The sequence below is a fragment of the Bradyrhizobium sp. WYCCWR 12699 genome (genome assembly GCF_032144035.1).
GTDB lineage: Bacteria > Pseudomonadota > Alphaproteobacteria > Rhizobiales > Xanthobacteraceae > Bradyrhizobium.
Genome location: NZ_JAVTJN010000036.1, coordinates 241,802 through 265,958, shown reverse-complemented (window position 1 = coordinate 265,958; position 24,157 = coordinate 241,802). Strand labels below are relative to the sequence as shown.

23 protein-coding genes are annotated in these 24,157 nt (G+C 64.9%); 14 read left to right on the top strand and 9 right to left on the bottom strand.

Features of this window, described 5'->3' with window-relative positions; all coding sequences use genetic code 11:
- Positions 1-107: 107 nt before the first annotated feature.
- The 3 genes from RPS27_RS26050 to tyrS form a co-directional block, all read right to left on the bottom strand.
- The gene (locus RPS27_RS26050; RefSeq protein ID WP_194402268.1) at positions 108-512 is read right to left on the bottom strand and encodes a DoxX family protein; all 405 of its coding nucleotides are present in this window, start codon (positions 510-512) and stop codon (positions 108-110) included.
- Between the two features lie 217 nt (positions 513-729).
- Positions 730-1,992, bottom strand: coding sequence for an MFS transporter (locus RPS27_RS26045; protein ID WP_212066331.1), 1,263 nt, complete (start codon positions 1,990-1,992; stop codon positions 730-732).
- A 57-nt stretch (positions 1,993-2,049) separates the two neighbouring features.
- The gene (tyrS, locus tag RPS27_RS26040) at positions 2,050-3,303 is read right to left on the bottom strand and encodes a tyrosine--tRNA ligase (protein WP_212066333.1); all 1,254 of its coding nucleotides are present in this window, start codon (positions 3,301-3,303) and stop codon (positions 2,050-2,052) included.
- A gap of 163 nt (positions 3,304-3,466) precedes the next feature.
- Between tyrS and RPS27_RS26035 the strand changes: the two genes are divergently transcribed.
- From RPS27_RS26035 to RPS27_RS26025, 3 genes are all read left to right on the top strand, one after another.
- Positions 3,467-4,570 carry an anhydro-N-acetylmuramic acid kinase gene (locus tag RPS27_RS26035; protein ID WP_211417202.1) on the top strand — a complete coding sequence of 368 codons (1,104 nt, stop codon included), beginning with the start codon at positions 3,467-3,469 and terminating at the stop codon, positions 4,568-4,570.
- A gap of 93 nt (positions 4,571-4,663) precedes the next feature.
- Positions 4,664-5,341: a glutathione S-transferase family protein gene (locus RPS27_RS26030; RefSeq protein ID WP_212066334.1), complete on the top strand. Its 678-nt coding sequence runs from the start codon at positions 4,664-4,666 to the stop codon at positions 5,339-5,341.
- Between the two features lie 11 nt (positions 5,342-5,352).
- On the top strand, positions 5,353-5,676 hold the full coding sequence (locus RPS27_RS26025) for a multidrug efflux SMR transporter (RefSeq protein ID WP_212066336.1): 324 nt from the start codon (positions 5,353-5,355) through the stop codon (positions 5,674-5,676).
- A 121-nt stretch (positions 5,677-5,797) separates the two neighbouring features.
- Here RPS27_RS26025 and RPS27_RS26020 read toward each other — a convergent pair whose 3' ends face one another.
- Both RPS27_RS26020 and RPS27_RS26015 read right to left on the bottom strand, forming a co-directional pair.
- Entirely contained in the window at positions 5,798-6,445 is a 648-nt protein-coding gene (locus tag RPS27_RS26020; RefSeq protein ID WP_014495555.1) for an alpha/beta hydrolase, read from the bottom strand.
- Between the two features lie 336 nt (positions 6,446-6,781).
- A complete protein-coding gene (locus RPS27_RS26015) occupies positions 6,782-7,639 on the bottom strand; it encodes a LytTR family DNA-binding domain-containing protein (protein ID WP_249131673.1) in 858 nt (285 codons plus the stop codon).
- 194 nt (positions 7,640-7,833) lie between these two features.
- Between RPS27_RS26015 and RPS27_RS26010 the strand changes: the two genes are divergently transcribed.
- The 9 genes from RPS27_RS26010 to RPS27_RS25970 all read left to right on the top strand — a co-directional run bounded on the left by RPS27_RS26010 (position 7,834) and on the right by RPS27_RS25970 (position 16,632).
- Positions 7,834-9,027: an acyltransferase family protein gene (locus RPS27_RS26010; RefSeq protein ID WP_212066340.1), complete on the top strand. Its 1,194-nt coding sequence runs from the start codon at positions 7,834-7,836 to the stop codon at positions 9,025-9,027.
- 51 nt (positions 9,028-9,078) lie between these two features.
- A complete protein-coding gene (locus RPS27_RS26005) occupies positions 9,079-10,218 on the top strand; it encodes a cysteine desulfurase family protein (protein ID WP_212066342.1) in 1,140 nt (379 codons plus the stop codon).
- A gap of 112 nt (positions 10,219-10,330) precedes the next feature.
- A complete protein-coding gene (sufB, locus tag RPS27_RS26000; RefSeq protein ID WP_212066344.1) occupies positions 10,331-11,827 on the top strand; it encodes a Fe-S cluster assembly protein SufB in 1,497 nt (498 codons plus the stop codon).
- A 61-nt stretch (positions 11,828-11,888) separates the two neighbouring features.
- Positions 11,889-12,641, top strand: coding sequence for a Fe-S cluster assembly ATPase SufC (sufC, locus tag RPS27_RS25995; protein WP_194402257.1), 753 nt, complete (start codon positions 11,889-11,891; stop codon positions 12,639-12,641).
- 11 nt (positions 12,642-12,652) lie between these two features.
- Positions 12,653-13,957, top strand: a complete 1,305-nt coding sequence (sufD, locus tag RPS27_RS25990; protein WP_212066346.1) for a Fe-S cluster assembly protein SufD — start codon at positions 12,653-12,655, stop codon at positions 13,955-13,957.
- Positions 13,954-15,201, top strand: coding sequence for a cysteine desulfurase (locus tag RPS27_RS25985; RefSeq protein WP_212066348.1), 1,248 nt, complete (start codon positions 13,954-13,956; stop codon positions 15,199-15,201). The genes sufD and RPS27_RS25985 overlap by 4 nt, the downstream gene beginning before the upstream one ends.
- Positions 15,198-15,572 carry an SUF system Fe-S cluster assembly protein gene (locus RPS27_RS25980; RefSeq protein WP_313754704.1) on the top strand — a complete coding sequence of 125 codons (375 nt, stop codon included), beginning with the start codon at positions 15,198-15,200 and terminating at the stop codon, positions 15,570-15,572. The genes RPS27_RS25985 and RPS27_RS25980 overlap by 4 nt, the downstream gene beginning before the upstream one ends.
- Positions 15,573-15,621: 49 nt before the next feature.
- The gene (locus tag RPS27_RS25975) at positions 15,622-16,020 is read left to right on the top strand and encodes a HesB/IscA family protein (RefSeq protein ID WP_018323036.1); all 399 of its coding nucleotides are present in this window, start codon (positions 15,622-15,624) and stop codon (positions 16,018-16,020) included.
- Positions 16,021-16,182: 162 nt separating this feature from the next.
- Positions 16,183-16,632 (top strand): TfoX/Sxy family protein, encoded by a 450-nt coding sequence (locus tag RPS27_RS25970; RefSeq protein ID WP_212066350.1) that lies wholly within the window; start codon positions 16,183-16,185, stop codon positions 16,630-16,632.
- Positions 16,633-16,728: 96 nt separating this feature from the next.
- On the opposite strand, the gene fabA is transcribed toward RPS27_RS25970, so the two are convergent.
- From fabA to RPS27_RS25950, 4 genes are all read right to left on the bottom strand, one after another.
- On the bottom strand, positions 16,729-17,259 hold the full coding sequence (gene fabA / locus RPS27_RS25965) for a bifunctional 3-hydroxydecanoyl-ACP dehydratase/trans-2-decenoyl-ACP isomerase (protein WP_212066352.1): 531 nt from the start codon (positions 17,257-17,259) through the stop codon (positions 16,729-16,731).
- 101 nt (positions 17,260-17,360) lie between these two features.
- A complete protein-coding gene (locus RPS27_RS25960) occupies positions 17,361-18,428 on the bottom strand; it encodes a GGDEF domain-containing protein (protein ID WP_212066354.1) in 1,068 nt (355 codons plus the stop codon).
- Positions 18,429-18,595: 167 nt separating this feature from the next.
- On the bottom strand, positions 18,596-20,146 hold the full coding sequence (locus RPS27_RS25955) for a DEAD/DEAH box helicase (protein ID WP_211417191.1): 1,551 nt from the start codon (positions 20,144-20,146) through the stop codon (positions 18,596-18,598).
- 298 nt (positions 20,147-20,444) lie between these two features.
- Positions 20,445-21,407 carry a helix-turn-helix domain-containing protein gene (locus tag RPS27_RS25950; RefSeq protein WP_212066356.1) on the bottom strand — a complete coding sequence of 321 codons (963 nt, stop codon included), beginning with the start codon at positions 21,405-21,407 and terminating at the stop codon, positions 20,445-20,447.
- Positions 21,408-21,607: 200 nt separating this feature from the next.
- Between RPS27_RS25950 and RPS27_RS25945 the strand changes: the two genes are divergently transcribed.
- Positions 21,608-23,116: a caspase domain-containing protein gene (locus tag RPS27_RS25945; protein WP_212066358.1), complete on the top strand. Its 1,509-nt coding sequence runs from the start codon at positions 21,608-21,610 to the stop codon at positions 23,114-23,116.
- Between the two features lie 383 nt (positions 23,117-23,499).
- The gene (locus RPS27_RS25940) at positions 23,500-23,940 is read left to right on the top strand and encodes a hypothetical protein (RefSeq protein ID WP_313754703.1); all 441 of its coding nucleotides are present in this window, start codon (positions 23,500-23,502) and stop codon (positions 23,938-23,940) included.
- Positions 23,941-24,157: the final 217 nt, after the last annotated feature.

Genomic DNA, 24,157 nt, shown 5'->3' with positions numbered 1-24,157 from the left:
TGATCTGGAACGTGCTGGGGGCGCGCTGAGACGGCGCCGGCGGATCTGCCGGAGCCGTCCGTTTGCGGGGTCGAAGACGGACGCCGTAGCGCCCGCGCGCGGACGCGCTAGTCCTTGCCCATCGCGGCGTCGGCGCTGACCGAGCCGCCACCCGCTGCCGACAAATAGAGGCAGGCGAAGCAGAACAGGATCGCCGCGGTGCCGCCGTTGAGCAGCGGCAGGAACACCGGCGTCTCGCCCTTGAACATGTGGCCCATGAAGTAGGCGAAGGCCATTTCACCGGCGAGGATGAAAGCGGCGAGGCGGGTGAACAGGCCGAGCATCAGCAGCGCGCCGAGCACGAGCTCGAGCGCACCGGCCGTCCAGATCAGCGGCGGGATGTTGGCGAAGTAGGGAAGCACCGGAAACTTGAAAATCTTGGCGATGCCGTACTGAAACAGCAAGAGGCCGGTGATGAAGCGAAACAGGCTCAAGAGAACCGGTTGAAAGCGCGTGAGATAGGGAAAGTTCATTGGTTTGCCCTCCATCCAATGCTGCGACTTGGACCGCATTCAGTTCTGTCTCGCAAGCGGGTCCGCGTCAATTTGCGCTGACATTTTTGTCATGACGGACAAAACACCGCGCGCCCGGCGTTCAGCCGCGCGAGGTCCCGATTTTTGTGCGTGTTCGCGCCGCGCCGATCCGTAATTGTGCGGTGACGCGCATGCGTGCAGGTTACCTCTGGGACACCTACCGTCGCAGGGCGGGCACGATCAGGAACGGGATCATGCCGAGCACGACGCTCGCAAGTGCGAAGGCAAGCAGCGCGTTGTAGCCGTGGGTCGCATCATGGATCAGGCCGCCGCTCCAGGAGCCGAACGCCGAGCCGAGGCCACTGCCGATCGAGATCGTGCCGTAGATGGTTCCCACGCGCTTGCCCTGGAAGATCCGCATCGCCGTAGCGCTGATCAGCGGGCCGCGCGAGCCCATCATGCTGCCGAAGCAGATGACGAAACCGGCGAGCAGGAGGATGTTCGGCGAATATTGCAGCAGCCATAGCAGCACGATGCCGAGGATCGAGATCGCGTAGCTGAGCAGCACCGACGGCCGCCGTCCGATCAGCCCGTCGAGCGCGGACACGCCGAGCATTCCGAATACCAGCACGACACCGGAAAAGCCCCAGGCCGTCGCGGCCTGCAGCGGTGGGAAGCCGGCATCGATCAGATAGGCCACGATCTGCGCGGCGATCGCGTACATGCCGACGGCGGTGAAGAAGAAGGTCGAGAACAGCGCCCAGAAAGCGTGGTGGCGCATCGCGCCGAGAAGCGTCCAGCCATTGTCGACGAAATCCGGATCGGTCTTCTTCACGACGTGCGGCGAGCCCGCGGCGAACAGCCGCCACGGCAGCAGCATCAGCGGCACCAGAAGGCCCAGGGCCGCGACGCCGAAGAGCTGGTAGGTCCCGCGCCAACCGATGTGGTCGATCAGGAGCTGCGACGCCGGGAGCAGCGCCAGCACGCCGCCGCCCATTGCCGAATACACCACCGACATCGCGGTCGGCAGGCGAGGCCCGAACCAGCGGCCGAGCAGGATCGAGTTCGGCACGATGCCGATGAAGGCAACGCCGATGCCGACGCAGAGGCCAATCGTAAGCTGGAATTGCCAGAGATGTTGCGCGTGGGCCGCGGTCAGGAACGCCGCGCCGAGCAGCGCCAGTCCGAGGGCATAGACGATGCGCGGTCCGGAATGGTCGAACAGCCGTCCGACGAAGGGCGCGGTGAGGCCGCTCGCAAGCCAGGTGAGGGAATAGACCGAGACGATCTGCGCGCGGTCCCAGCCAAAACTTTCCGAGATCGGCTTCAGGAACACCGTGAAGCTGTCGCCGAGCCCGCGGCCGAGCACGGCCAGCGTGAAGCAGAGCGCGAGCACGGTGAGCGCGATCCGCACGGCAGCTTGCGGCGCCGCCGCGACGCCGTCCTTGCTCGTTTCCCTGCCGGGCGTGTTCTGATCCATTACCGGTCAGGGAGCGCGCATCCGCGCACTCTGACAAGCAGCGAAAAGCTCATACGCCTATGCAGGCTTGATCAGGATGTGCTTCTTCTTGCCGAAGGACAGCTTGATCACGCCTTCCGGCGTCAGATTGGCTGCAGAAAGCGTCATCTTCTCGTCCGTGACGGGCTCGTCGTTGACACGCAGGCCGCCGCCCTTGATCTGCCGCCGCGCCTCGCCGTTGGAGGCAACGAGGCCTGCCTTGACGAAGGCGGTGAGCACGCCGAGGCCGGCGTCCAGTTCGCCGCGCGGAATTTCCACCGTGGGCAGGCTCTCGGCGAGCGCGCCTTCCTCGAAGGTGCGGCGCGCGGTCTCCGCCGCTTCGTTCGCGGCATCGCGGCCGTGCAGCAGTGCCGTCGCTTCGGTGGCGAGCACCTTCTTGGCCTCGTTGATCTCCGAGCCGCCGAGCGCTTCGAGCTTCCTGATCTCGGCGATCGGCAGCGTCGTGAACAGTTTCAGGAATTTGCCGACGTCGGCATCCTCGGTGTTGCGCCAGTATTGCCAGAAATCATAAGGCGAGAACGCGTCGGCGTTGAGCCACACCGCGCCTTGCGCGGTCTTGCCCATCTTGGCGCCGGACGCGGTGGTGAGCAGCGGCGTCGTCAGCGCGAACAACTGGTGGGTGCCCATGCGGCGGCCGAGATCGACGCCCATGATGATGTTGCCCCATTGGTCGGAGCCGCCCATCTGCAGCTTGCAGCCGGTGCGCTTGGCGAGCTCGACGAAGTCGTAGGCCTGGCAGACCATGTAGTTGAACTCGATGAAGCTCATCTCCTGCTCGCGCTCGAGCCGCAGCCGCACGGAGTCCATCGTCAGCATGCGGTTGACAGAGAAATGCCGGCCGACGTCGCGCAGCATCTCGATCCAGTTCAGCTTGGTCAGCCATTCCGCATTGTCGAGCATGATGGCGTCGCTCTTGCCATCGCCATAGCGCAGCACCTTGGCGAACACGCCGCGGATCGAGGCCTTGTTGTCCTCGATCTCGGCGACGGTGCGCATCGCGCGCGTCTCGTCCTTGCCGGAGGGATCGCCCACCATGGTGGTGCCGCCGCCCATCAGCGTGATCGGCTTGTTGCCGGACTGCTGCAGCCAGTGCAGCATCATCATGGTCAGATAGTTGCCGATGTGCAGCGAGCGGGCGGTGCAATCGTAGCCGACATAGGCGGTCGCCTCGCCCTTGGCGGCGAGCGCGTCCAGCCCCTCGAAATCGGAGCACTGGTGGATGAAGCCACGTTCCTGCAGGGTATTGAGGAAATCCGATTTAAATGCAGTCATCTGTCGGCATGCCCAACAATTCTTGGTTTACTGTTTTGGGGGCAATTTAAGGGTCTTGCGTGGGAACCCGATGGCCACCCGCCACTTGGCGCTGTGGCATTATAAGATGTGTCCCTCTGGCACAAGATCGGCATGCCGGAGAGGGTCTTGAGGACGCTGATCCATGATGTTGACGGCACTCGGTTTGATGAGCGGCACCTCGCTGGACGGGGTGGATGTCGCGTTGATCGAAACCGATGGAAAACAGGTGAAGGCATTCGGGCCGTCCGGCTACCGGGCCTATAGCCCGGCGGAGCGCAATCTTCTGCGCCAGGCGCTCGCCGAGGCCGTGCACCTGCCGCAACGAGACGCCCGGCCGGGCATCCTGGCCGAGGCCGAGCGCGCGGTGACCCAGGCTCACGCCGAGGCGGTTGCCGCCTTCGTCGCCCAGAACCGGATGAAGCCCGAGGATATCGACATCGTCGGCTTCCACGGCCAGACCGTGCTGCACCGCCCCGAGCGGCGGCTGACGGTGCAGATCGGCGACGCGCCGGCACTGGCCAGGGCGATCCATATCCCCGTGATGCACGATTTCCGCGCCGCCGATGTCGAGGCCGGCGGGCAGGGCGCGCCGTTCGTACCGGTCTACCACCGGGCGCTCGCCAACTCGCTCAACCGCGAGGGGCCGATCGTCGTGGTCAATATCGGCGGCGTCTCCAACATCACCTATATCGACGGCAACGACACGCTGATCGCCTGCGATACCGGCCCCGGCAACGCGCTGCTGGACGATTTCATGTACCGCACCATGAACCAGGCGTTCGATACGGAAGGAAAGTTCGCAGCTCTCGGCAAGGCCGACGAGGCCTGGATCGCCCGCGCGCTGGAGTTGCCCTTCTTTGCGTTGCCGCCCCCGAAATCGCTGGACCGCAACGACTTCGCTGCGCTCCGGCTCGGCGACGTCGCGCCGGCCGACGGCGCTGCGACCCTGACCGCCTTCACCGCAGCGGCGATCACCCGAATCATTCCGCTGCTGCCGCGGCGGCCGCGGAGCTGGATCGTCTGCGGCGGCGGCGCCCGCAACCTCACGATGCTGCGGATGCTGCGGGAGCGCGTGGGCTCGGCCACCGTCGAGGTCGCCGAGACGCTCGGCTGGGCCTCCGACGCCATCGAGGCCCAGGCCTTCGGCTTCCTCGCAGCGCGCGGCCTTAAGGGCTTGCCGCTGTCCTATCCGTCCACCACGGGCGTGCCGATGCCGATGACGGGTGGGGTGATCGCGCGGCCCTGAGGCGATGGATTAATGCAGACGCATGGATCTTGACAGATGCATGCAGATGCATCTACATTGTATGCAGTTGCATCGAACCGCCGGGATCGCGCCATGCCTGCTTCATTAAAACTCATCAGCCACAAGCTCTGCCCCTACGTGCAGCGCGCCGTGATCGCGTTGAAGGAGAAGGGCGTTCCGTTCGAGCGGGTCGACATTGATCTCGCCAACAAGCCCGAATGGTTCTTGAAGCTGTCGCCGCTCGGCAAGGTGCCGGTGCTGGTTGTGACGACTGACAAGGGCGAGGTCGCACTGTTCGAGAGCAATGTGATCTGCGAGTACATCGAGGAGACGCAAGGCGGCGCCAGGCTGCATCCGACGGATGCGCTGAAGCGTGCCGAGCACCGCGCCTGGATGGAGTTCGGTTCGGCGATCCTCGGCGATCTCTGGGGGCTGGAGACGACAGCCGATCCTGCGACGTTCGAAAGCAAGCGGCAGGCGCTCGTCGCAAAGTTCGCACGCGTCGAGGCCGCGCTTGGCGCAGGTCCCTTCTTCTCCGGTGCGCAATTCAGCCTGGTCGACGCCGTGTTCGCGCCGATCTTTCGTTATTTCGACCTGTTCGACGAATTGACCGAGCACGGCATCTTCCGCGATGTGCCGAAGGTTCGCGCCTGGCGCGCTGAGCTTGCGAAACGCCCGAGCGTGCGCACGGCGGTCGGCGCCGACTATCTGCAATTGCTGCGCGCCTTCCTCGTTCGCCACGACGCGCATCTGCTCAAGCTCGCGGCTTGACCGCAACGCCGATGTCGCAATCCATGGCCTGGCTGATGCTGGTGGTCGCCGGCGCGCTCGACGTCGGCTGGGCGATCTCGATGAAATATGCCGAAGGCTACACGCGCTTGTGCTGGAGCATCGTTTCGGTCGTGCTGCTCGCAGCGTTCGTTGTCCTGCTCGGACGCGCCTTGAAGGTGCTCGAAGTCGGCGTCGCCTATTCGGTGTGGACCGGCATAGGCGCTGCCGGCACGTTCTTGATGGGCGTCGTGCTGTTCGGCGAGACCCTGAGCGCGATGAAGCTTGCGGGCATCGCGCTCGTCTTGATGGGAATCGTGGCGTTGAAGCTCGCGTGAGCTGGGTGCCCGTAGCCCGGATGGAGCGCAGCGCAATCCGGGACAGTGCTTCTATCGCGAGAGGTGTCCCGGATTTCGCTGCGCTCCATCCGGGCTACAAGGTCGTGGCGCTGAAGTTGGCTTAGCGAACGTTTGCCAAGCGCATATCCAGATACGCCGTGATGGTCTCCATCAGCGGCTCGAGCTTGGCGTCGAAGAAATGGTTGGCGCCGGGGATGACTTGCTGGTCGATCACGATGCCCTTCTGCGTCTTCAGCTTCTCGACCAGCGTGTTGACGTCCTTGGGCGGCACCACCGCGTCCTTCTCGCCGTGCACGATCAGGCCCGAGGACGGGCAGGGCGCGAGGAACGAGAAGTCGTAGAGGTTGGCGGGCGGTGCGATCGAGATGAAGCCTTCGACCTCGGGGCGGCGCATCAGGAGCTGCATCCCGATCCAGGCGCCGAAGGAGAAGCCGGCGACCCAGCAGGCGCGCGCTTCGGGATTGATGGTCTGCGCCCAGTCGAGAGCTGCGGCGGCATCGGACAATTCGCCGGTGCCGTGGTCGAACGAGCCCTGGCTGCGGCCGACGCCGCGGAAGTTGAAGCGCAGCACCGAGAAGCCGCGATGCGCGAAGGCGTAGTAGCACTGGTACACGATCTGATGGTTCATCGTGCCGTGAAACTGCGGATGCGGATGCAGGATCATCGCGATCGGCGCGTTCTTCTGCTTTGCCGGATGATAGCGACCCTCGAGGCGGCCGGCAGGGCCGGTGAAAATGACTTCAGGCATGGATGTCTCTGATTGAGTCCCTTGGAGGTGATCCCTGCGCAATCGTCCGATTGTGGCTCTTCCGGCGTTGCCGCCGACGGGAGCACGGATGAAAGGTGGAGAGGCGCGCCCTCGGATGATGCGCGAGTGGCGCGCAGGTGAACTGATGCGCGCTTCTAACACGAGGCAAGGGTCAAAAAGCAAGCTTCTTCGACATCTCTCAATCGACTCAAGAGCTTAGCCCTTCATCGCAGCGTCATCGCCGGCCGGCCGCCGGTGATATGTCGCCGCATGGATCAACCGGGCCACGACGGAGGCAAGCCGCCATGCCGGAGGGTGACGCTCAACCGATTGGAATCACGGCTGTTTATGGATCGTCGGTTGATCGGTGGTGGCGATTCCAGCCGGGGCGGTCCGGCTGCCGAGGGAGACGACTGCCGGCCGGTAACGCCGGCTGCCTCCAAGCGTCTGCCCGTTGTCGAAGACGAGCTCGAAATCGCCGGAGGGCTTGAGGTCCACGCCGCTCACCCGGTCGAGATTGGCAAGCTTGGTGCGATGAACGCGAACGATGGAAAAGCGCGCCAGCTCGCTTTCCGCCGCGGCCAGCGTGCCCCGGATCAGGTGCTGCGTGCCGTCGGCGAGGCTGTATTCGATGTAGTTGCCGGCGGAAGCGACCCAGAGGATGTCGTGCGGCACCACGCGAATGCGGCTCGTCCCGTCGCGCAGCCAGATCAGATTCGGGGACGACGGCTGCTGCGGGGCGGGGGGCGCCGACGGAGCGAGGGCGGCGCTCTTCAGTTCGCGCCGGCTTTCGAGCAGCCAGATCGTGCCGGCGATCAGGACGACGGCGACGGCGTCCTTGCGGAATTCGTAAAGGACCGTCGCAAGCGAGAAGCGGAAATCGTAGGTGCCTCCCGCGAGCCAGAGCGCGAGCTTCCGCAGCCAGACCATGCCGGTGATGTGGAGCGCTGAGAAGCCGAGCAGGGCGATCGCCCCGATTCCGGCCCGCGTGGCGAGGCCGGCGCTCCGGCGCATGCGGCGAACCGCCAGCACCAGGATCGGCAGCAGCAGCAGGATGATTGCGATGCTCGACATCTCCCAAAACAGCCGCCGGCCGATGTCGTAGCTGTCGCCGCGCCAGGCCGCGTCCTGGGCGCCCGAGAATGCATTGACGATTCCGGTCGCGAGCGCGACGGCTGCGATCGCAGCGAACATCGTCCGGTCGCTTCCGCTGATCCCAAACGGCCCGCCGCTCGTCCCAGCCACCGGCGGCTCATCCCCTCGCGTCCGATTCTGATCCCAAACCGGCTCGACGCGCTCCGTCAGTGGGGCATTTTCGATGTCAGCCATTTTCAGTGTCAACCTGGCCCGAAAACCGCGTTCGTCGTCCCCTCAAGGAGCAGAAAACCATGACAACACCACAGCAATTCCCGAGCACGGACAGGCGTATCGATCTGGACTGGGTGCGGATTTTAGCCTTCGGGCTCTTGATCTTCTACCACGTCGGCATGCTCTACGTGTCCTGGGGATTTCACATCAAGAGCGTGCACCGGCTGACCTGGCTGGAACCGGTGATGCTGTTCCTCAACCCGTGGCGGCTGTCGCTGCTGTTCCTGGTGTCGGGGGTTGCCACCCGCTTCATGCTCGGCAAGTCCACTCTCGCCTCGCTCGCCGGGGCGCGGTCGGTGCGGCTCCTGATCCCCCTGACCTTCGGCATGCTCGCGATCGTGCCGCCGCAATCCTATCTCCAGATCGTCGAAAGTCTCGGCTATCCCGCGGGCTTTTTCGATTTCTACACCAGGCACTACTTTGCCTTCGGTGCGCAGTTCTGTCCGAACCCCTGCATAGTGCTGCCGACCTGGAACCATCTCTGGTTCGTGGTCTATCTGTGGGTCTACACGATGGCCTTGATCGGCGTGCTCGCATTGTGGCCCGCCGGCGCTGACTGGCTGGGCCGGAAGCTGGCCGTCATGCTCGCCGGGCCATGGCTCCTGATCGTGCCCTGCGTGCTGTACGCGGCCTGGCGCCTGGCGCTGTTCCCGACCTTCCCGTCGACGCATGCGCTGTTCGGCGATTGGTACAACCACGCCGACCACGCGACGGCCTTCCTGACCGGTTTCCTGCTGGCGAAGCAGGAGGGGATCTGGCGCAATGTCGAGCGCCAGCGCTGGGCCGCTCTGGCGGCCGCAGCCGTCTGCTTCCTGGCCTTCATCCTGCTTCGCGCCGGTCTGTTTGCACCGTCGCCCGCCCTGAAGTGGACCGCCGCCTCGGCCTACGGCTGCTACCAATGGCTCGCGATCGCCGCCGTACTGGGCTTTGCGCGGCGCCACCTCACGGCCGACAGCCCCGTGCGGCGCTATCTGACCGACGCGATCTTCCCGTACTACATCGTGCATCAGACCGCGATCATCGTGATCGCGCACGCATTGCGCGACAGCGGCCTGCCGGTCGGGATTGAGGCCTCCAATGTCATCATCGGCACCGCGCTCACCTGTGTGGTGACCTATGAAGTGGTCCGGCGCATCGCCTGGCTGCGGCCTCTGTTCGGGCTGCGGGCGGCGCCGCGGATGGTTGCCCGAATGGAGCAACACCAGCCGGCCTGATGCATGCCGCCCTCCGATTGGACGGATGGCAAAAGGTGCTAAGAGGGCGAGATGCCGACCCGTGTCTATCTCGACTGGAATGCGACCACGCCGCTGCGCCCCGAGGCGCGGGCGGCGATGGTTGCGGCCTATGACCTCGTCGGCAATCCGTCGTCGGTCCATGCCGAGGGGCGGGAAGCGCGACGGCTGATCGAGGACGCCCGTGCTGCGCTTGCCGCGGCAGTCGGCGCGTTGCCGCGGAACGTCGTCTTCACCTCGTCTGGAACCGAGGCAAATTCGCTGGCCCTGTCGCCGGGTTTGCGGGGGCCGTCCGGTGGACCCGTCGAACGGCTGCTGGTCTCGGCGGTTGAGCACGCCTCGGTGCTGGCAGGTGGCCGGTTTCCGGGGGCCGCCATCGGCCTGATCCGCGTCACGCGTTCCGGCGTCGTCGACCTCGAGCATCTCAGGGCGCAGCTCAACGACGGCCCGCCGGCGCTGGTGTCGATCATGGCCGCAAACAACGAGACGGGCGCGCTGCAGCCGGTCGCCGAAGCCGCGGGCATCGTCCACGAGGCGGGGAGCCTGCTGCACGTCGACGCGATCCAGGCGCTCGGCAAGATCCCGTTCAATATCAAAGCTATAGGCGCCGACCTTGCGACCCTTTCTGCACACAAGATCGGCGGCCCCAAGGGGGTCGGTGCGCTGGTCGTGGCCGAGGGGATCGCCGGACTGGAGCCGGTGCTGCGGGGCGGGGGACAGGAGCTGAACCGTCGCGCGGGAACCGAGAACGTCGCAGGCATCGCCGGCTTCGGCGCGGCAGCGAAGGTCGCGCTTCAGGCTCTGCCGGAGGATGCGGAGCGCGTAGCAACTCTCAGAAATCGCTTGGAAAATGGTATCCGGAGCGTTGCGGGCGCAACCATCTTCTCTGGGGACGTCGAGCGGTTGCCAAATACCGTTTTGTTCACGGCGCCGGGCCTCAAGGCCGAGACCGCTGTGATTGGCTTTGACCTCGAAGGCGTCGCCGTTTCCTCCGGTTCAGCGTGTTCCTCGGGCAAGGTCCAGCCGTCGCACGTTCTTTCGGCCATGGGATGTGATCCGGCGGTGGCCCAGGGAGCGGTGCGTCTCAGTCTGGGCTGGTCCACGGAACCAGAAGACATCAACAGGGCGTTAGAGGCTTGGCGAAAGCTCGGTAATAGCCTACTTAAGACTTAAGCGATGAAACACGGCTTGAACGGTTCTAAGCCGTGCTTTCCGCACAGAAACATCGTAATACTCGTTCGAGTTTGATCCACCGCGGTCCTTGAAACCGCGAGCGGAGGATAGAATGCCAGCCGTGCAAGAGACGGTCGAGCGCGTGAAGCGCATCGACGTCGACCAGTATCGTTATGGGTTTGAAACCCTGATCGAGTCCGACAAGGCCCCGAAGGGGCTGTCGGAAGAGACCGTCAAGTTCATCTCCGAGAAGAAGAACGAGCCCGCCTGGATGCTCCAGTGGCGGCTTGAGGCCTATCGTCGCTGGCTGACCATGCAGGAGCCGACCTGGGCGCGCGTCGACTATCCCAAGATCGACTTCCAGGACCTGTATTATTACGCCGCGCCGAAGCCGAAGAAGACGGTCACCTCGCTCGACGAGATCGATCCGGAGATCCTGAAGACCTACGAGAAGCTCGGCATTCCCTTGCGGGAAGTCGCCATGCTCGAGGGCGTCGAGCCCAAGCCCGGCGAGGAAGATCCGGCGCGCCGCAAGATCGCGGTCGATGCGGTCTTCGATTCGGTCTCGGTTGCGACCACGTTCAAGGCGGAGCTGAAGAAGGCCGGCGTGATCTTCATGCCGATCTCGGAAGCGATCCGCGAGCATCCCGAGCTGGTGCAGAAATATCTGGGATCGGTGGTTCCGACCTCGGACAATTTCTATGCGACGCTGAACTCGGCGGTGTTCTCTGACGGCTCGTTCGTCTACGTGCCGCCGGGCGTGCGCTGCCCGATGGAGCTGTCGACCTATTTCCGCATCAACGAGCGCAACACCGGCCAGTTCGAGCGCACGCTGATCATCGCCGACAAGGGCTCCTACGTCTCCTATCTCGAAGGCTGCACCGCGCCGCAGCGCGACGAGAACCAGCTGCACGCCGCCGTGGTCGAGCTCGTCGCGCATGACGATGCCGAGATCAAATATTCGACGGTGCAGAACTGGTATCCCGGCAATTCGGAAGGCAAGGGCGGCATCTACAATTTCGTCACCAAGCGTGGCGACTGCCGCGGCAACAATTCCAAGATCTCCTGGACCCAGGTCGAGACGGGTTCGGCGATCACCTGGAAATATCCGAGCTGCATTCTCCGCGGCGACAATTCGCGCGGCGAGTTCTACTCGATCGCGATCTCGAACGGCTTCCAGCAGGTCGACTCGGGCACCAAGATGATCCACCTCGGCAAGAACACATCGAGCCGCATCATCTCGAAGGGCATCGCGGCCGGCAAATCGCAGAACACCTATCGTGGTCTTGTCACGGCTCACCGGAAGGCGGCCGGCGCACGCAACTTCACCGCCTGCGATTCGCTGCTGATCGGCGACAAATGCGGCGCGCACACCGTGCCGTATATCGAGGCCAAGAACTCCTCGGCGACGTTCGAGCACGAAGCGACGACCTCAAAGATCTCCGAGGACGTGCTGTTCTACTGCATCCAGCGCGGTCTCTCGCAGGAAGAGGCGGTCGGCCTCGTCGTCAACGGCTTCGTCAAGGACGTGCTGCAGCAACTGCCGATGGAATTCGCGGTGGAAGCGCAGAAGCTGATCTCGATCTCGCTCGAAGGGTCGGTCGGCTAAGCACCGACCCTCGCGGCGCGCTTCGGCGCTCCAACATCAATTGAATAGACTGGATACCAAGATGGCTTTGCTTGAAGTGAAAGACCTCAAGGTTCGTGTCGAGGAGCGTGAGATCCTCCACGGGCTGACGCTGACCGTGAACGAAGGCGAGATCCACGCCATCATGGGGCCGAACGGCTCCGGCAAGTCGACGCTCTCCCATGTCATCGCCGGCAAGCCCGGCTACGAGGTCACCGACGGCCAGATCCTGTTCAAGGGCGAGGACCTCCTGGAGATGTCGCCGGACGAGCGCGCCGCCAAGGGCGTGTTCCTGGCGTTCCAGTACCCGGTCGAGATTCCCGGCGTCGCCACCATGAACTTCCTGCGCACCGCGCTGAACGCGCAGCGCAAGGCGCGTGGCGAGGATGAATACTCGACGCCGGACTTCCTCAAGAAGGTCCGCGAGGTCTCGAAGTCGCTGAACATCCCGCAGGACATGCTCAAGCGCGGCGTCAATGTCGGCTTCTCCGGCGGCGAGAAGAAGCGCAACGAGGTGCTGCAGATGGCGCTGTTCGAGCCGAGCCTGTGCATCCTCGACGAGATGGATTCCGGTCTCGACATCGATGCGTTGCGCATCGCGGCGGACGGCGTCAACGCGCTGCGCTCGCCCAAGCGGTCGATGGTCGTCATCACCCACTATCAGCGGCTGCTCAACTACATCGTGCCCGACGTCGTGCACGTGATGTCGAAGGGCCGTGTCGTGAAGAGCGGCGGCAAGGAACTGGCGCTGGAGCTGGAAGCGTCCGGCTACGCCCAGTTCGAGGATGCCGCGTAAGGAATTTTGCGATGAACGTTGCTGTGGCAAAGACCGGAAAGGGCCGCGCGGTGAGCGATCTCTTCACCAGCGCCGAAGGCCGACTGCCGGGGTCGCCCGCGATCACTGCCGTGCGCCGCAAGGCATTCGAGACCTATGAGCGTCTCGGCCTGCCGCACCGCCGGATCGAGGAATGGAAATACACCGATTTGCGCGCCTTGGTCGGCGAGGTGCTGCCGCTGGCAGCCGCGCCCGATGCGGCCGCGTTCAAGCGCGCTGCGGACGCGGTGAAGGCGCATGCGATCGGCGGCGCCCGCAAGCTGGTGCTGGTCGATGGCGTGTTTGCGGCCGATCTGTCCGACGTGAAGGCGCTCGTCGCCGAGGCCGGCTTCAAGACGCTGCGTGAGGTGCTGGAGAAGGACGCGGGTCTGCTGAAGACCGCGTCCACCGACGCCATGATCGCGCTGAACGCGGCGATGGCGACCGACGGCGTCGTGTTGGAGATCGCCGACGGCGCAAAACTGTCCGCGCCGATCCAGATCATTCACATCGCGACCGCTTCGTCGGCCTCGGCGTTCACCCGCTCGCAGGTTGCGGTCGGGAAGGGCGCTCGCGCCACCATCGTCGAGACCTTCGTCGCGGCGGATGCCAAGGGCTACCAGGTCAACGACGCCGTGATCATCACCGCGGCCGATGAATCCGACGTGGCTCATATCCGCCTGATGGATGACGCGCCCGATGCGGTGAACGTCTCGTCGCACTTTGTCACCGTCGGTGCCAACGTAAAATTCAATTTCTTCAACATGACCACCGGCGCCGCGGTGAGCCGTCTGCAGGGCTTCATCACGCTGGCGGGCGAAGGCAGCGAACTCTCGGCCAACGGCGTCAACCTGTTGAAAAAGACCGAGCATGGCGACACCACGCTGGTGGTCGACCACGCCGTGCCGAACTGCGTCAGCCGCGAGGTCTTCCGCGCCGTGATCGACGACCGCGGCCACTCGGTGTTCCAGGGCCGCATCATCGTCCGTCCCGACGCACAAAAGACCGACGGCAAGATGATGACCCGCGCGCTGCTGCTCTCGGACGAAGCCGAGGCCGACAACAAGCCCGAGCTCGAGATTTTTGCCGACGACGTCTCCTGCGGCCACGGTGCCACCGCCGGCGCGCTCGATGACAGCCTCTTGTTCTATCTGAAGGCGCGCGGCCTGCCGGAGAAGCAGGCCCAGGCGCTGCTGATCCAGGCTTTCGTCGGTGAGGCGATCGAGCAGATCGCCGCTGACGATCTGCGCGAGCACGTGATCGGCGTTGCCGAGCGCTGGCTGGAGCGCCGCCAATGAGCACGCATCCGGCGGTCAAGAACGGCACCTATGACGTGACGCGCGTGCGCCAGGACTTTCCGGCGCTCGCCATGCAGGTTTACGGCAAGAACCTCGTCTATCTCGACAACGCCGCCTCGGCGCAGAAGCCGAGCGCCGTGCTCGATCGCATGACGCAGGCCTACACCAGCGAATACGCCAACGTGCATCGCGGCTTGCATTACCTCGCCAACGCGGCGACCGAGGCCTATGAGGGCGGTCGCACCAAGGTCGCGCAGTTCATCAACGCTGCCCGAACCGAGGAAGTGATCTTCACCCGCAACGCGACCGAGGCGATCAATCTGGTCGCGTCGTCCTGGGGCGCGCCGAACATCGGTGAAGGCGACGAGATCGTCATCTCGATCATGGAGCACCACTCCAACATCGTGCCCTGGCATTTCCTGAGGGAACGTCAGGGCGCGGTGATCAAATGGGCGCCGGTCGACGACGAGGGCAATTTCCTTATCGACGAGTTCGAGAAGCTGCTGACATCGAAGACCAAGCTGGTCGCGATCACGCAGATGTCGAACGCGCTCGGCACCATCGTGCCGGTCAAGGACGTGGTGAAGATCGCGCACGCCCGCGGCATTCCCGTGCTGGTCGACGGCAGCCAGGGCGCGGTGCATCTGCCGGTCGACGTCCAGGACCTCGGCTGCGACTTCTACGTGTTCACAGGTCACAAGGTGTACGGTCCGACCGGAATCGGCGTGCTCTGGGCCAAATATGACCACCTCGTCGCGATGCGCCCCTTCAACGGCGGCGGCGAGATGATCCGCGAGGTCTCGCGCGATATCGTCACCTATGGCGATCCCCCGCACAAATTCGAAGCGGGCACGCCGGCGATCGTCGAGGCCGTCGGCCTTGGCGCGGCCATCGACTACGTCAATTCGATCGGCAAGGAGCGCATCGCCGCGCACGAGGCCGACCTCACGACTTACGCCCAGGATCGCCTGCGCGAGATCAACTCGCTGCGGCTGATCGGCACGGCGCGGGGCAAGGGTCCGGTGATCTCGTTCGAGCTGAAGGGCGCACATGCCCACGATGTCGCGACCGTCATCGATCGCCAGGGCATCGCCGTGCGCGCCGGCACCCATTGCGTGATGCCGCTTTTAGAGCGGTTCAACGTGACGGCCACCTGCCGGGCCTCGTTCGGCATGTATAATACGCGGGAAGAAGTCGATCATCTGGCACAGGCGCTGTTGAAGGCGCGGGATTTGTTCGCATGAGGAGTGACACTGCCGAAATCAAAGCTAGTCCAATGGAGACCCATTCGGCGCTGCCGCCGGAGGAAACCGAGCGTCTGACCACCGAGATCATCGCCGGGCTCAAGACCGTGTTCGATCCGGAAATTCCGGCCGACATCTACGAGCTCGGCCTGATCTACAAGGTCGAGATCAAGGACGATCGCTCCGTCGACGTCCAGATGACGCTGACGACGCCGAACTGCCCGGCCGCCGGCGAGCTGCCGACCATGGTCGAGAACGCGGTCGCCAGCGTTCCCGGGGTCGGCGTGGTCGACGTCAAGGTGGTCTGGGAGCCACCGTGGTCGCCCGAGCGCATGAGCGACGAGGCCCGCCTCGTGCTCAACATGTGGTGACGGTCACAGCTCGCATTGAATTCGCTCCGCAACGGACCACATAGATAACATGACCCAGGCAACACCAGCATCCACTCCAAAGCCCCGGCGGCCGCGCCCGCAGGTGATGCGGCTGACGGACGCTGCCGCCCAGCGGATCACCGAGCTGACCCAGCGCGCCGATTCCGAGATCGTGGGCCTGCGCGTCGGCGTGAAGAACGGCGGCTGCGCCGGCCAGTCCTATACGGTCGAATATGCCCACGACGTCCGGCCGACCGACGAGGTCGTCGAGGACAAGGGCGTCAAGATCCTGGTCGATCCCAAGGCCGTGCTGTTCCTGCTAGGCACCGAGATGGACTACAAGGCCGACAAGATGCAGGCCCAGTTCGTCTTCAACAACCCCAACCAGATCTCCGCCTGCGGCTGCGGCGAGTCGGTCGAGCTGCGGCCGGCCAAGATCGACGGGTAAATCCTAGCTCCGCTCTCGTGTCCCGGACGCACCGCAGCGCGCTTGTGCTGCTGCGCAGAGCCGGGACCCACGCTATACGTCCTGTCGCAGAGGGCATGGGCCCCGGCTCAGCAGCGCACCGTTGCACGGCGCGCTGCGTCCGCGGCGCGAGAGAGCGTGAGCATGGACCGCGAATTTCTGATCGACCTGTTTTCCGATTTCGGCCCCGTCGCCATCCGCAAGATGTTCTCCGGCCACGGCATCTCCGTCGACGGCGTCAACTTCGCGCTCGCTTTGCGCGCGGGCCTGTTCTTCCGCGCCGACGAGGTGACCATTCCGGACTTCGAGGCCGAGGGATCGAAGCCGTTCCAATATTCGACCCGCGCCAAGACCGTGGTGGTCAACTCCTATTGGGAGTTGCCGGCGCGCCTGTTCGATGATTCCGAGGATTTCGTGCAATGGGCGAGGGCGGCACTCGCCGCCGCCCAGCGGGCCAAGGTGAAGAAGCGGCCGAAGGGGAAGACGGCGGCCAGCAAGAAAACCGAGCCAAAGAAGCCTGCTGCCAAGAAGACGACGAAGAAGGCAGTCAAGAAGACAGAGCGTAGGGCGGGCAAAGCGACGCGACCACTGTAGCTCGTAGAGCGAAGGTGGAAGCGTGCCCACCGATTGAATATAATCGCCGGGGTCGTGGGCACGGCGCTTGCGCGCCGTTGCCCACCCTACGACAGCTCAATCGACGCCTTTAGTGAGGCCAACCCTCATGTCCTTCGCCGTGAACACGCAGACGCCGTCGGCGAGCACGCGGCCGTCGGCAATTCCGAGCACCAGCTTGCCGCGGCGGACCATGCGCATCGCGACCTCGTAGCGCACGCGTTGTGTGTCGGGGGTGATCTCGCCCGTGCACTCCACTTCGCCGACGCCGATGGCGCGGCCTTTGCCCGGAGAGCCTGACCAGCCCAGCCAATAGCCGACCATTTGCCACATCGCATCAAGGCCCAGGGTTGGCGGCATCACCGCGTCGCCGCGATAATGGCAATCGAAGAACCAGTGATGAGGCGCGATATCTAGCTCGCCGACGATATGGCCTTTACCGAACGCGCCACCGTCCGTGCTGATCTCCGTGATCCGGTCCATCATCAGCATCGGCGGTGCCGGCAATTGCGCATTGCCAGGCCCGAAATAGCCGCCTTCGCTCGATCTCTGCAGCTCGTCCCTGGTGTAGGACGGTTGCGGCGTGTGGAAATCGTGGGGATTGGACACGACGACAAGTCCCTTTGCGAGCTCCGGGGCAGGCGGCTAATTGGCAGTCGTGTCAGATGTTGTTCTCGCTGGAACAAAGTCAAGCGGCGGCTCGTGAATGCTCACGCCACCCGGCTATGGCTCTCGACCGCGTATTCCGGATCGGCTTCGCAGATCACGCGGTTGCGGCCGTTGCGCTTGGCGGCGTAGAGGCAGGCGTCCGCGCGCTCGATCAGCGCGTCGGTGTCGTCGCCCGGCTTGAGCATGGAGACGCCGACCGAAATCGTGACGCGGCCGAGGATCTCGCCGGTGGACTTCTTCTTCAATTCCTTCGCCATCACCGCGCGGCGGATGTGGTCGGCGACCGTGAGGGCCTGCCGCAGCGCAGTGTTGGGCAGCACGACCGCGAATTCCTCGCCGCCATAGCGCGCGGTGATGTCCTGGCCCTTGATGGTCTGCTTCAGCGACAGGCCGACGAGCCGCAACACCTGGTCGCCGGTGAGATGACCGTAGGAATCGTTGAACGACTTGAAGTGATCGATGTCGAACAGCAGCAGCGACAGCGGCTCGCCCGAGGCGAGCGCGCTCTGCACGGCCATGCCGATCATGCGGTCGAAATATTTGCGGTTGCCGAGGCCGGTGAGCGGATCGGTCAGGCTCTCGGCGCGGATCGCCTCCAGGCTCTGCTGAAGATTGCTGATCTCGTTCTTCGACAGCGTCAGGCGGTCTTCCAGCGCCTTGTTGGTCTCGCGCATCTCGCTGGTCGAGCGCAGCAGCGTTTCGACGATCGCCTTGATCTGGTCGCGGCTCTTGGCCGACGACAGTTTCGCGGCCGCGCCCGACAGGCTGGCATCGTAGGAGCCGGTCATGCCGAGCGCGTCGCTCAGGACCTTCATCACGTCGTCGATCTCGCCGATGACGCGGGCGCCGACCTTGTCGATGCGGTCGGTGGTCTTGATGTGGGAGAGATAGGTCTCGTAGATCTGCTCGAGATCGGCTTCGGTCAGCTTGCCGCTGCGCGCCAGCGTCTCGTTGACGATCTTGTTGAGCGGCGCGTTGTAGCCGGTGGCGTAGACGTACCAGATCTCGTAATTGCGGGGAATTGCCGTCTGCCGAAGCGATCGGATCTGACCGAGCGCTACTTCGGCGAACGCCATCGTGCGTTCGTGTTCGTCGAGCACCTTGACCACGGAACATACTCCACAGCGGTCGGTGCGCCGACGACCGCAGCAATGCTTAAATTATGTTCGTAGGCTAACGGACGATCGTGAACACCCCGTAAATATACGTTCACGAAACGTCTAAAAACGTGCACTTCCTGTTTTCGCAACCTAAACCTGGAGCGCGCTCGCGCGCTTCAGGCGCCCGCGGGAGAGCGGACCGGCCGCAGCAGGAATGCCGGCAGATGCGAGTGATCGCCCGGCTCGCTGTCGGCCTCGCGTTGGCGGCGCGGCTCGGGACGGCCGATCGACGGCACGTGCGAATTATTGGCCTGCGGGCGGGCGCCATGACGCGGCTCGGATGACGGCCTGGCTTCACGCGGCTGCCTTGCCTCGCGTGCCGGCCTTGCCTCGCGTGCGGGCCGTGCATCGGCAGCGGGCCGTGCTTCGGCTGAAGGCCTGGTCTCAGAAGCGTGCCTTGCCTCGCCGCGGGCATCGCGCGGCTCGTGGCTGCGCTCACGGTCGCGGCCGCGCTGCGGCTTGCCGCGTCCGCCGCGTGAACGCTCGCGGCCACGCGACTCGCGCGGACGCTCGGTCCCGTCGGAGGATTCAGCCTGGATTTCGTAATCGCCCTCGGCGCGCGGAATGCTCTGGCCGATCAGCTTTTCGATCGCCACCATCGACTTCTGGTCGAGCGGCGTGACGATCGAGATCGCGGTGCCGGTGCGGCCGGCGCGGCCGGTGCGGCCGATGCGGTGGACGTAATCGTCGGCGTGATGGGGAACGTCGAAATTGTAGACGTGGCTGACCTCGGGAATGTCGAGGCCGCGGGCGGCGACGTCGGAGGCGACCAGGAGCGGCAGCTCACCCTTGCGGAATTGTTCGAGTGCAGCCGTGCGGGCCGACTGGTCCATGTCGCCGTGCAGGGCGCCGACGCTGAAGCCATGCTTTTGGAGCGACTTGTGAACGATCGCGACTTCGCGCTTGCGATTGCAGAAGATGATCGCGTTCTTGAGGTCCTTGGCCTCGCGCAGCAGCCGGCGCAGCAGCTCGCGCTTCTCGTGCGCCTCGCGCCCGGCGGGCACCTGGACCTGCGTGACGGTGACGGCGGTGGTGGCGGGCTTGGAGACTTCCACCTTCTGCGGATTGTGCAGGAAAGCTTCGGTGATGCGCCGGATTTCCGGCGGCATGGTCGCGGTGAAGAACAGGGTCTGCCGCGTGAACGGGACGAGCTTGCAGACGCGCTCGATGTCGGGGATGAAGCCCATGTCCAGCATACGGTCGGCTTCGTCGATGACGAGCAGTTCGACGCCGGTGAGCAGGAGGCCGCCGCGCTCGGTGTGGTCGAGCAGTCGGCCGGGGGTTGCGATCAGCACGTCGACGCCGCGCGTCAGCTTGGCATCCTGGTCTCCGAAGGAGACGCCGCCGATCAGGAGGGCGACGTTGAGTTTCTGGCCGGCGCCGTAGCGGTCGAAGTTTTCCTTGACCTGGGCCGCGAGCTCGCGGGTCGGCTCGAGGATCAGCGTGCGCGGCATGCGTGCCCGGGCGCGACCCTTTTCGAGGATGGTGAGCATCGGCAGCACGAAGGCCGCGGTCTTGCCGGTGCCGGTCTGGGCGATGCCGAGCACGTCCTTGCGTGCGAGGACGTGGGGGATCGCCTGTTCCTGGATGGGGGTGGGGGTGGTGTAACCGGTGGCCGCCACTGCGGCGAGGACTTTTTCGGACAGTCCGAGATCTGTAAAGGACATTGAGCCTCTGGTCGAAACCGCCGTTCGGAATCGAGGGTAATAAGGCTGTCGCGTTCCACCCCGAAACGGCGCGCTCTCAAAGAAGCTGGGGGTGCTGACTCACGCGAACAAAGCGCAAGGCTCAGGAATCGCTCTTCGATCTGAGCCGCGTCGCCCCGGAACATAGGCGGGAATCGGCCAAAGTCAATGGAGCGGACGCGGGAAGGCCCTAAAAAACCTGAGGTTTTTGCCCAAATCACGGGCGCGGTTGGGGTTTTCCGGCCCGCGCATCGACCGAGCGAGCTCCCGGGCCGGGCGGCTAACGCCGATCCGAGCCGTGGGCCCGGAAATCTCCGGGAGCCATGCCGTAGGCGGCGTTGAAGACCCGGTAGTACGTCGCAAGGCTCTCGAAGCCGCAGGAGGCCGCGATGTCGGCGATCAGCCGTTCGGGCGCCTCACGCATCAGGCGGCGGCTTTGTTTCAGCCGTTCCTCCGTCACGGTCTGCGAGAAGCTCCTTTCCGCGGCCTCGAACAGCATATGCAAGTGGCGCACGGACACGCCGAGCAGGTCAGCCACCATGATCGGCGTGAGATTGGGATCTTGCAGATGGTGCGCAATCAGGCGCCGGGCCTGCGAGAGGCGGGCGGTCCGCAACGCGGCCTGTCCGCGCCGGCTGCCGGGTCTGACGATGCCGCGCTCGATCAGCGCCAGATGGGCCAACGCCTGGACAAGGGAGGTCGCATCGTCGGCTCCTTGCTCCGTAGAGGCTTCGCCGAGTTCGGCAAAGCAGGCCCCTAACAGGGGCGCCAGGGTGAGATCGTCGAACGTGCGGGGCGCAAGCTCGCGCATGCGCTTGTCCTGGGCCGGGATGGTGCCGAGCGGGATCTTGAGGATCCGCAGATGGAAGCCCTCGGCGCCCAGCGGCGCGGTGCGGTAGGGCAGGTCGGTATGGCTGGTCGCGAAGCGGCCGTTGGCGATCGCAAAGTCGCTTCCGCGCAGGCCGCCGAACCATCCGCCGCCGCCGAGCTGCTGGTAGACGCAGATGGCGTCGCCCGGCGCGTGGGCGATGTCGGAGCTGCTGCGTTCGACCGTGTAGGGGGAGGCCTTCAGCTCGACGAGGCCGGCGCCGCCCAGCTGGTGCAGCGAGAATTCGCCGAAGAAGTCCGCGCGCTGTTCGCGCGCGAGCTCGGCGGTGACGCCGAACAATCCCTTGGAGCGCACCTCGCGCCAATAGTCGAACCGCTCATTCGGCTCGACCTCGTCGGTACACCAGCGATACACGGCAGCCCCCGCTTGCACGCAATTGCCCTAGAAAGAGCAGATTCCGCGGGAATCTGCCATAGCGAGATCGGGGAACCGGAGCGCGGCGTCCCTTGAACCGTCGTTACGTCTGGGCCGACTATCTCACAGCGGCAGGGGGTCCAATGAACTGCTGTTCGAAGGAAGCGGCCTCTGCGCCGATCTGCAACGGGAAACTTGCGATGACGCGTCGGCTTTTGCGAATTCTGGCGGCCCTTGGCCTTGCGGCGGGGCTCAGCGGCTTTGCGCTTCCCGCTCATGCCGAGAAGCGCGTTGCGCTGGTCGTCGGCAACAACGACTACAGGAACGTGCCGAAGCTGCTCAAGGCGGTCAACGACGCCCGCACCATGGGCGACACGCTGAAGCAGCTCGGCTTCTCGGTGATGGTCGCCGAGAACCAGAACCGGCAGCAATTCTCAGAGACGCTGCTCGCCTTCGACAAGGCGATCGAGCCCGGCGATACCGCGTTCTTCTTCTACGCCGGCCACGGCTTCGAGATCGCGGGCCAGAACTATCTTCTGCCGACCGACGTGCCGGCGGCGACGGAAGGCCAGGAAGAGCTGGTGCGCGACGCCTCGATCCTCGCCGACCGCATCATCGAGCGTCTGCAGAACAAGAAGGCGCGGACCTCGATCCTGGTGTTCGACGCCTGTCGCAACAATCCGTTCGAGCGCAAGGGCACCCGCGCGGTCGCCGGTGCCGGGGGCCTCGCGCCGATGACGCTGCTGCCCGAAGGCGTGTTCTCGGTGTTCTCGGCCGGTCCCCGCCAGACTGCGCTCGATCGCCTGTCCAACGACGACACCAATCCCAATTCGGTGTTCACGCGCACCTTCGCCAGGGAGCTGCTGCAGCCCGGCGAGAACCTCGTGCAGGTGGCGCAGCGCACCCGCCGCGCCGTCAGCGAAATGGCCGACACCGTCAAGCACAGGCAGGTGCCGGTCTATTTCGACCAGATGGTCGACGACGTCTTCCTGAGCGGCATGGCGAAGGATGCCACTGCGCGTCCGGCCGACCCGCCGCCGCAGAAGCTCGCCGCGCTGCCGCCGGTGTCGGTGCCGCAGCTGCCGAAGGAGGAGACGCTGAATGCGCCGATCGCGAGCTTCTCGCGGCACAATGGCGGCTGGAGCGTGGTGTTCTCCTTCGCCGATCCGACGCTCGGCATTTCCTGGCGCATGGCCGGCAAGGGCGATTTCCGCGAGACTGGATTCATCGACACGCTCGATCCACGCACGCGCAAGCGCATGCCGAACCCGTCGATCGAGCTGCCGCCGGATGCGCAGGCCGGCACCATCGAGGTCCGCTATGTCGATCAGTCCGGCGACATGCAGGGACCGTTCCCGATCCGCTTCGATCCCGAGGCCGCGCTGATCCGCGACCAGCGCAAGATCCTCGATATGACGTCGACGAGCTGGCTGTCGTTCCGCGAGTTCAACGGGCTCCTGGTCTACTACACCCACCTCGTGTCCTACCGCTGCGCCATCCGCGAGGTGCGCATCGGCATCGACACCGCCGTGCCCAACCAGGTGCTCAAGATGCCGCCCTGCGACATGCGCGACCCCAGCGCCATCACCGCCGGCATGCCGCTCTACATGAAGCTCGCCCCAGCGACGCAGTCCGTGTCGGTGGAGCTGACCTATCGCGACGGCAGCGTGTCGGAGATCAAGAGCTTTCGGAGCGCGAACCGGCAGTGATCATTGATGATCCCTCTTCATCGAATGGGTCACGGCGGGTTGGAGCTGTCGGACGCTTTTGACGAAACGGAGCGACAGGGAACCCCTCCGCAAAAGGCCTGTTAAATCCACCTTGGAGCCACCATGCCGCCGCAACGGTCTGGCATGCATGCCGGAAGAGGGCTGTGGCGCCGGGAGACTTCATGGAAGAGTTCGCAATTGCATTCGTCGCCATCGCCATCCTCGCTCTTGCCGCGTTTGCTGTCGTCGTCCAACCGTCACTGAGCTTCTGGCAGAGCGACGAGAGCTGAGGTCTTCGGCGCTCAACGACTGAGGTCGAAGACGTTCGGCCCAGGAACAACTCTTAGGTCCCTGGATTGTCTGCGAAACCAGGGAGACCATCCATGATCCGCAAATCCATCCTCGTGACGATTGCTTGTGCGGCACTTTCGACGGCGGCCTTTGCCCAGGGAGGCGGCGGTGGCGGCGGAGGAGGGGCTGGCGGCGGTGCCGCGGGTAGCGGCGCCAGTGCAGGGGCTGCTGCCGGGACGGGGACTGGAGGCGCGGGATCTGCGGCCAGCTCGGGTGCCGGAATGGGCACCTCGTCCAGCAGCGCCAATTCAGGGCCGTCGGCTCCCTCGGGAATGGGAACGCACAGCACCACCACCGGGGCCAACGTCAACAGCAACAACAGCCTGAACAATCCGAACGTCCAGCCGCCGACCGCGAACGGTAAGACACCGACGGCAGCGCAAGCTGAACGGAACGCCGGTGTCGGTCATGCGCCCAACGGGTTGCCGATCGGTAGTCCGGGCACCGGGACTAGCAACGAGGATCAGAAGTAATCTCGCTGCACCATCGTGGGCCTGCGTCGCGCGGGCCTTTCTCGGCGCATCAAGGGCGGGCAGCCGTTTTGACGCGAGCGTCTGAAACACGCGCGGCACGCAAGAAGCTAGGCCCGCGGCTCGCTCTCTTCAGCCTCACGGGCTCGCCGCGAGCGCAGATAGACGAGCGCGACGTTGACGGCCAACCAGGCTGCCACGCCTGCAAGCAACCATGCCA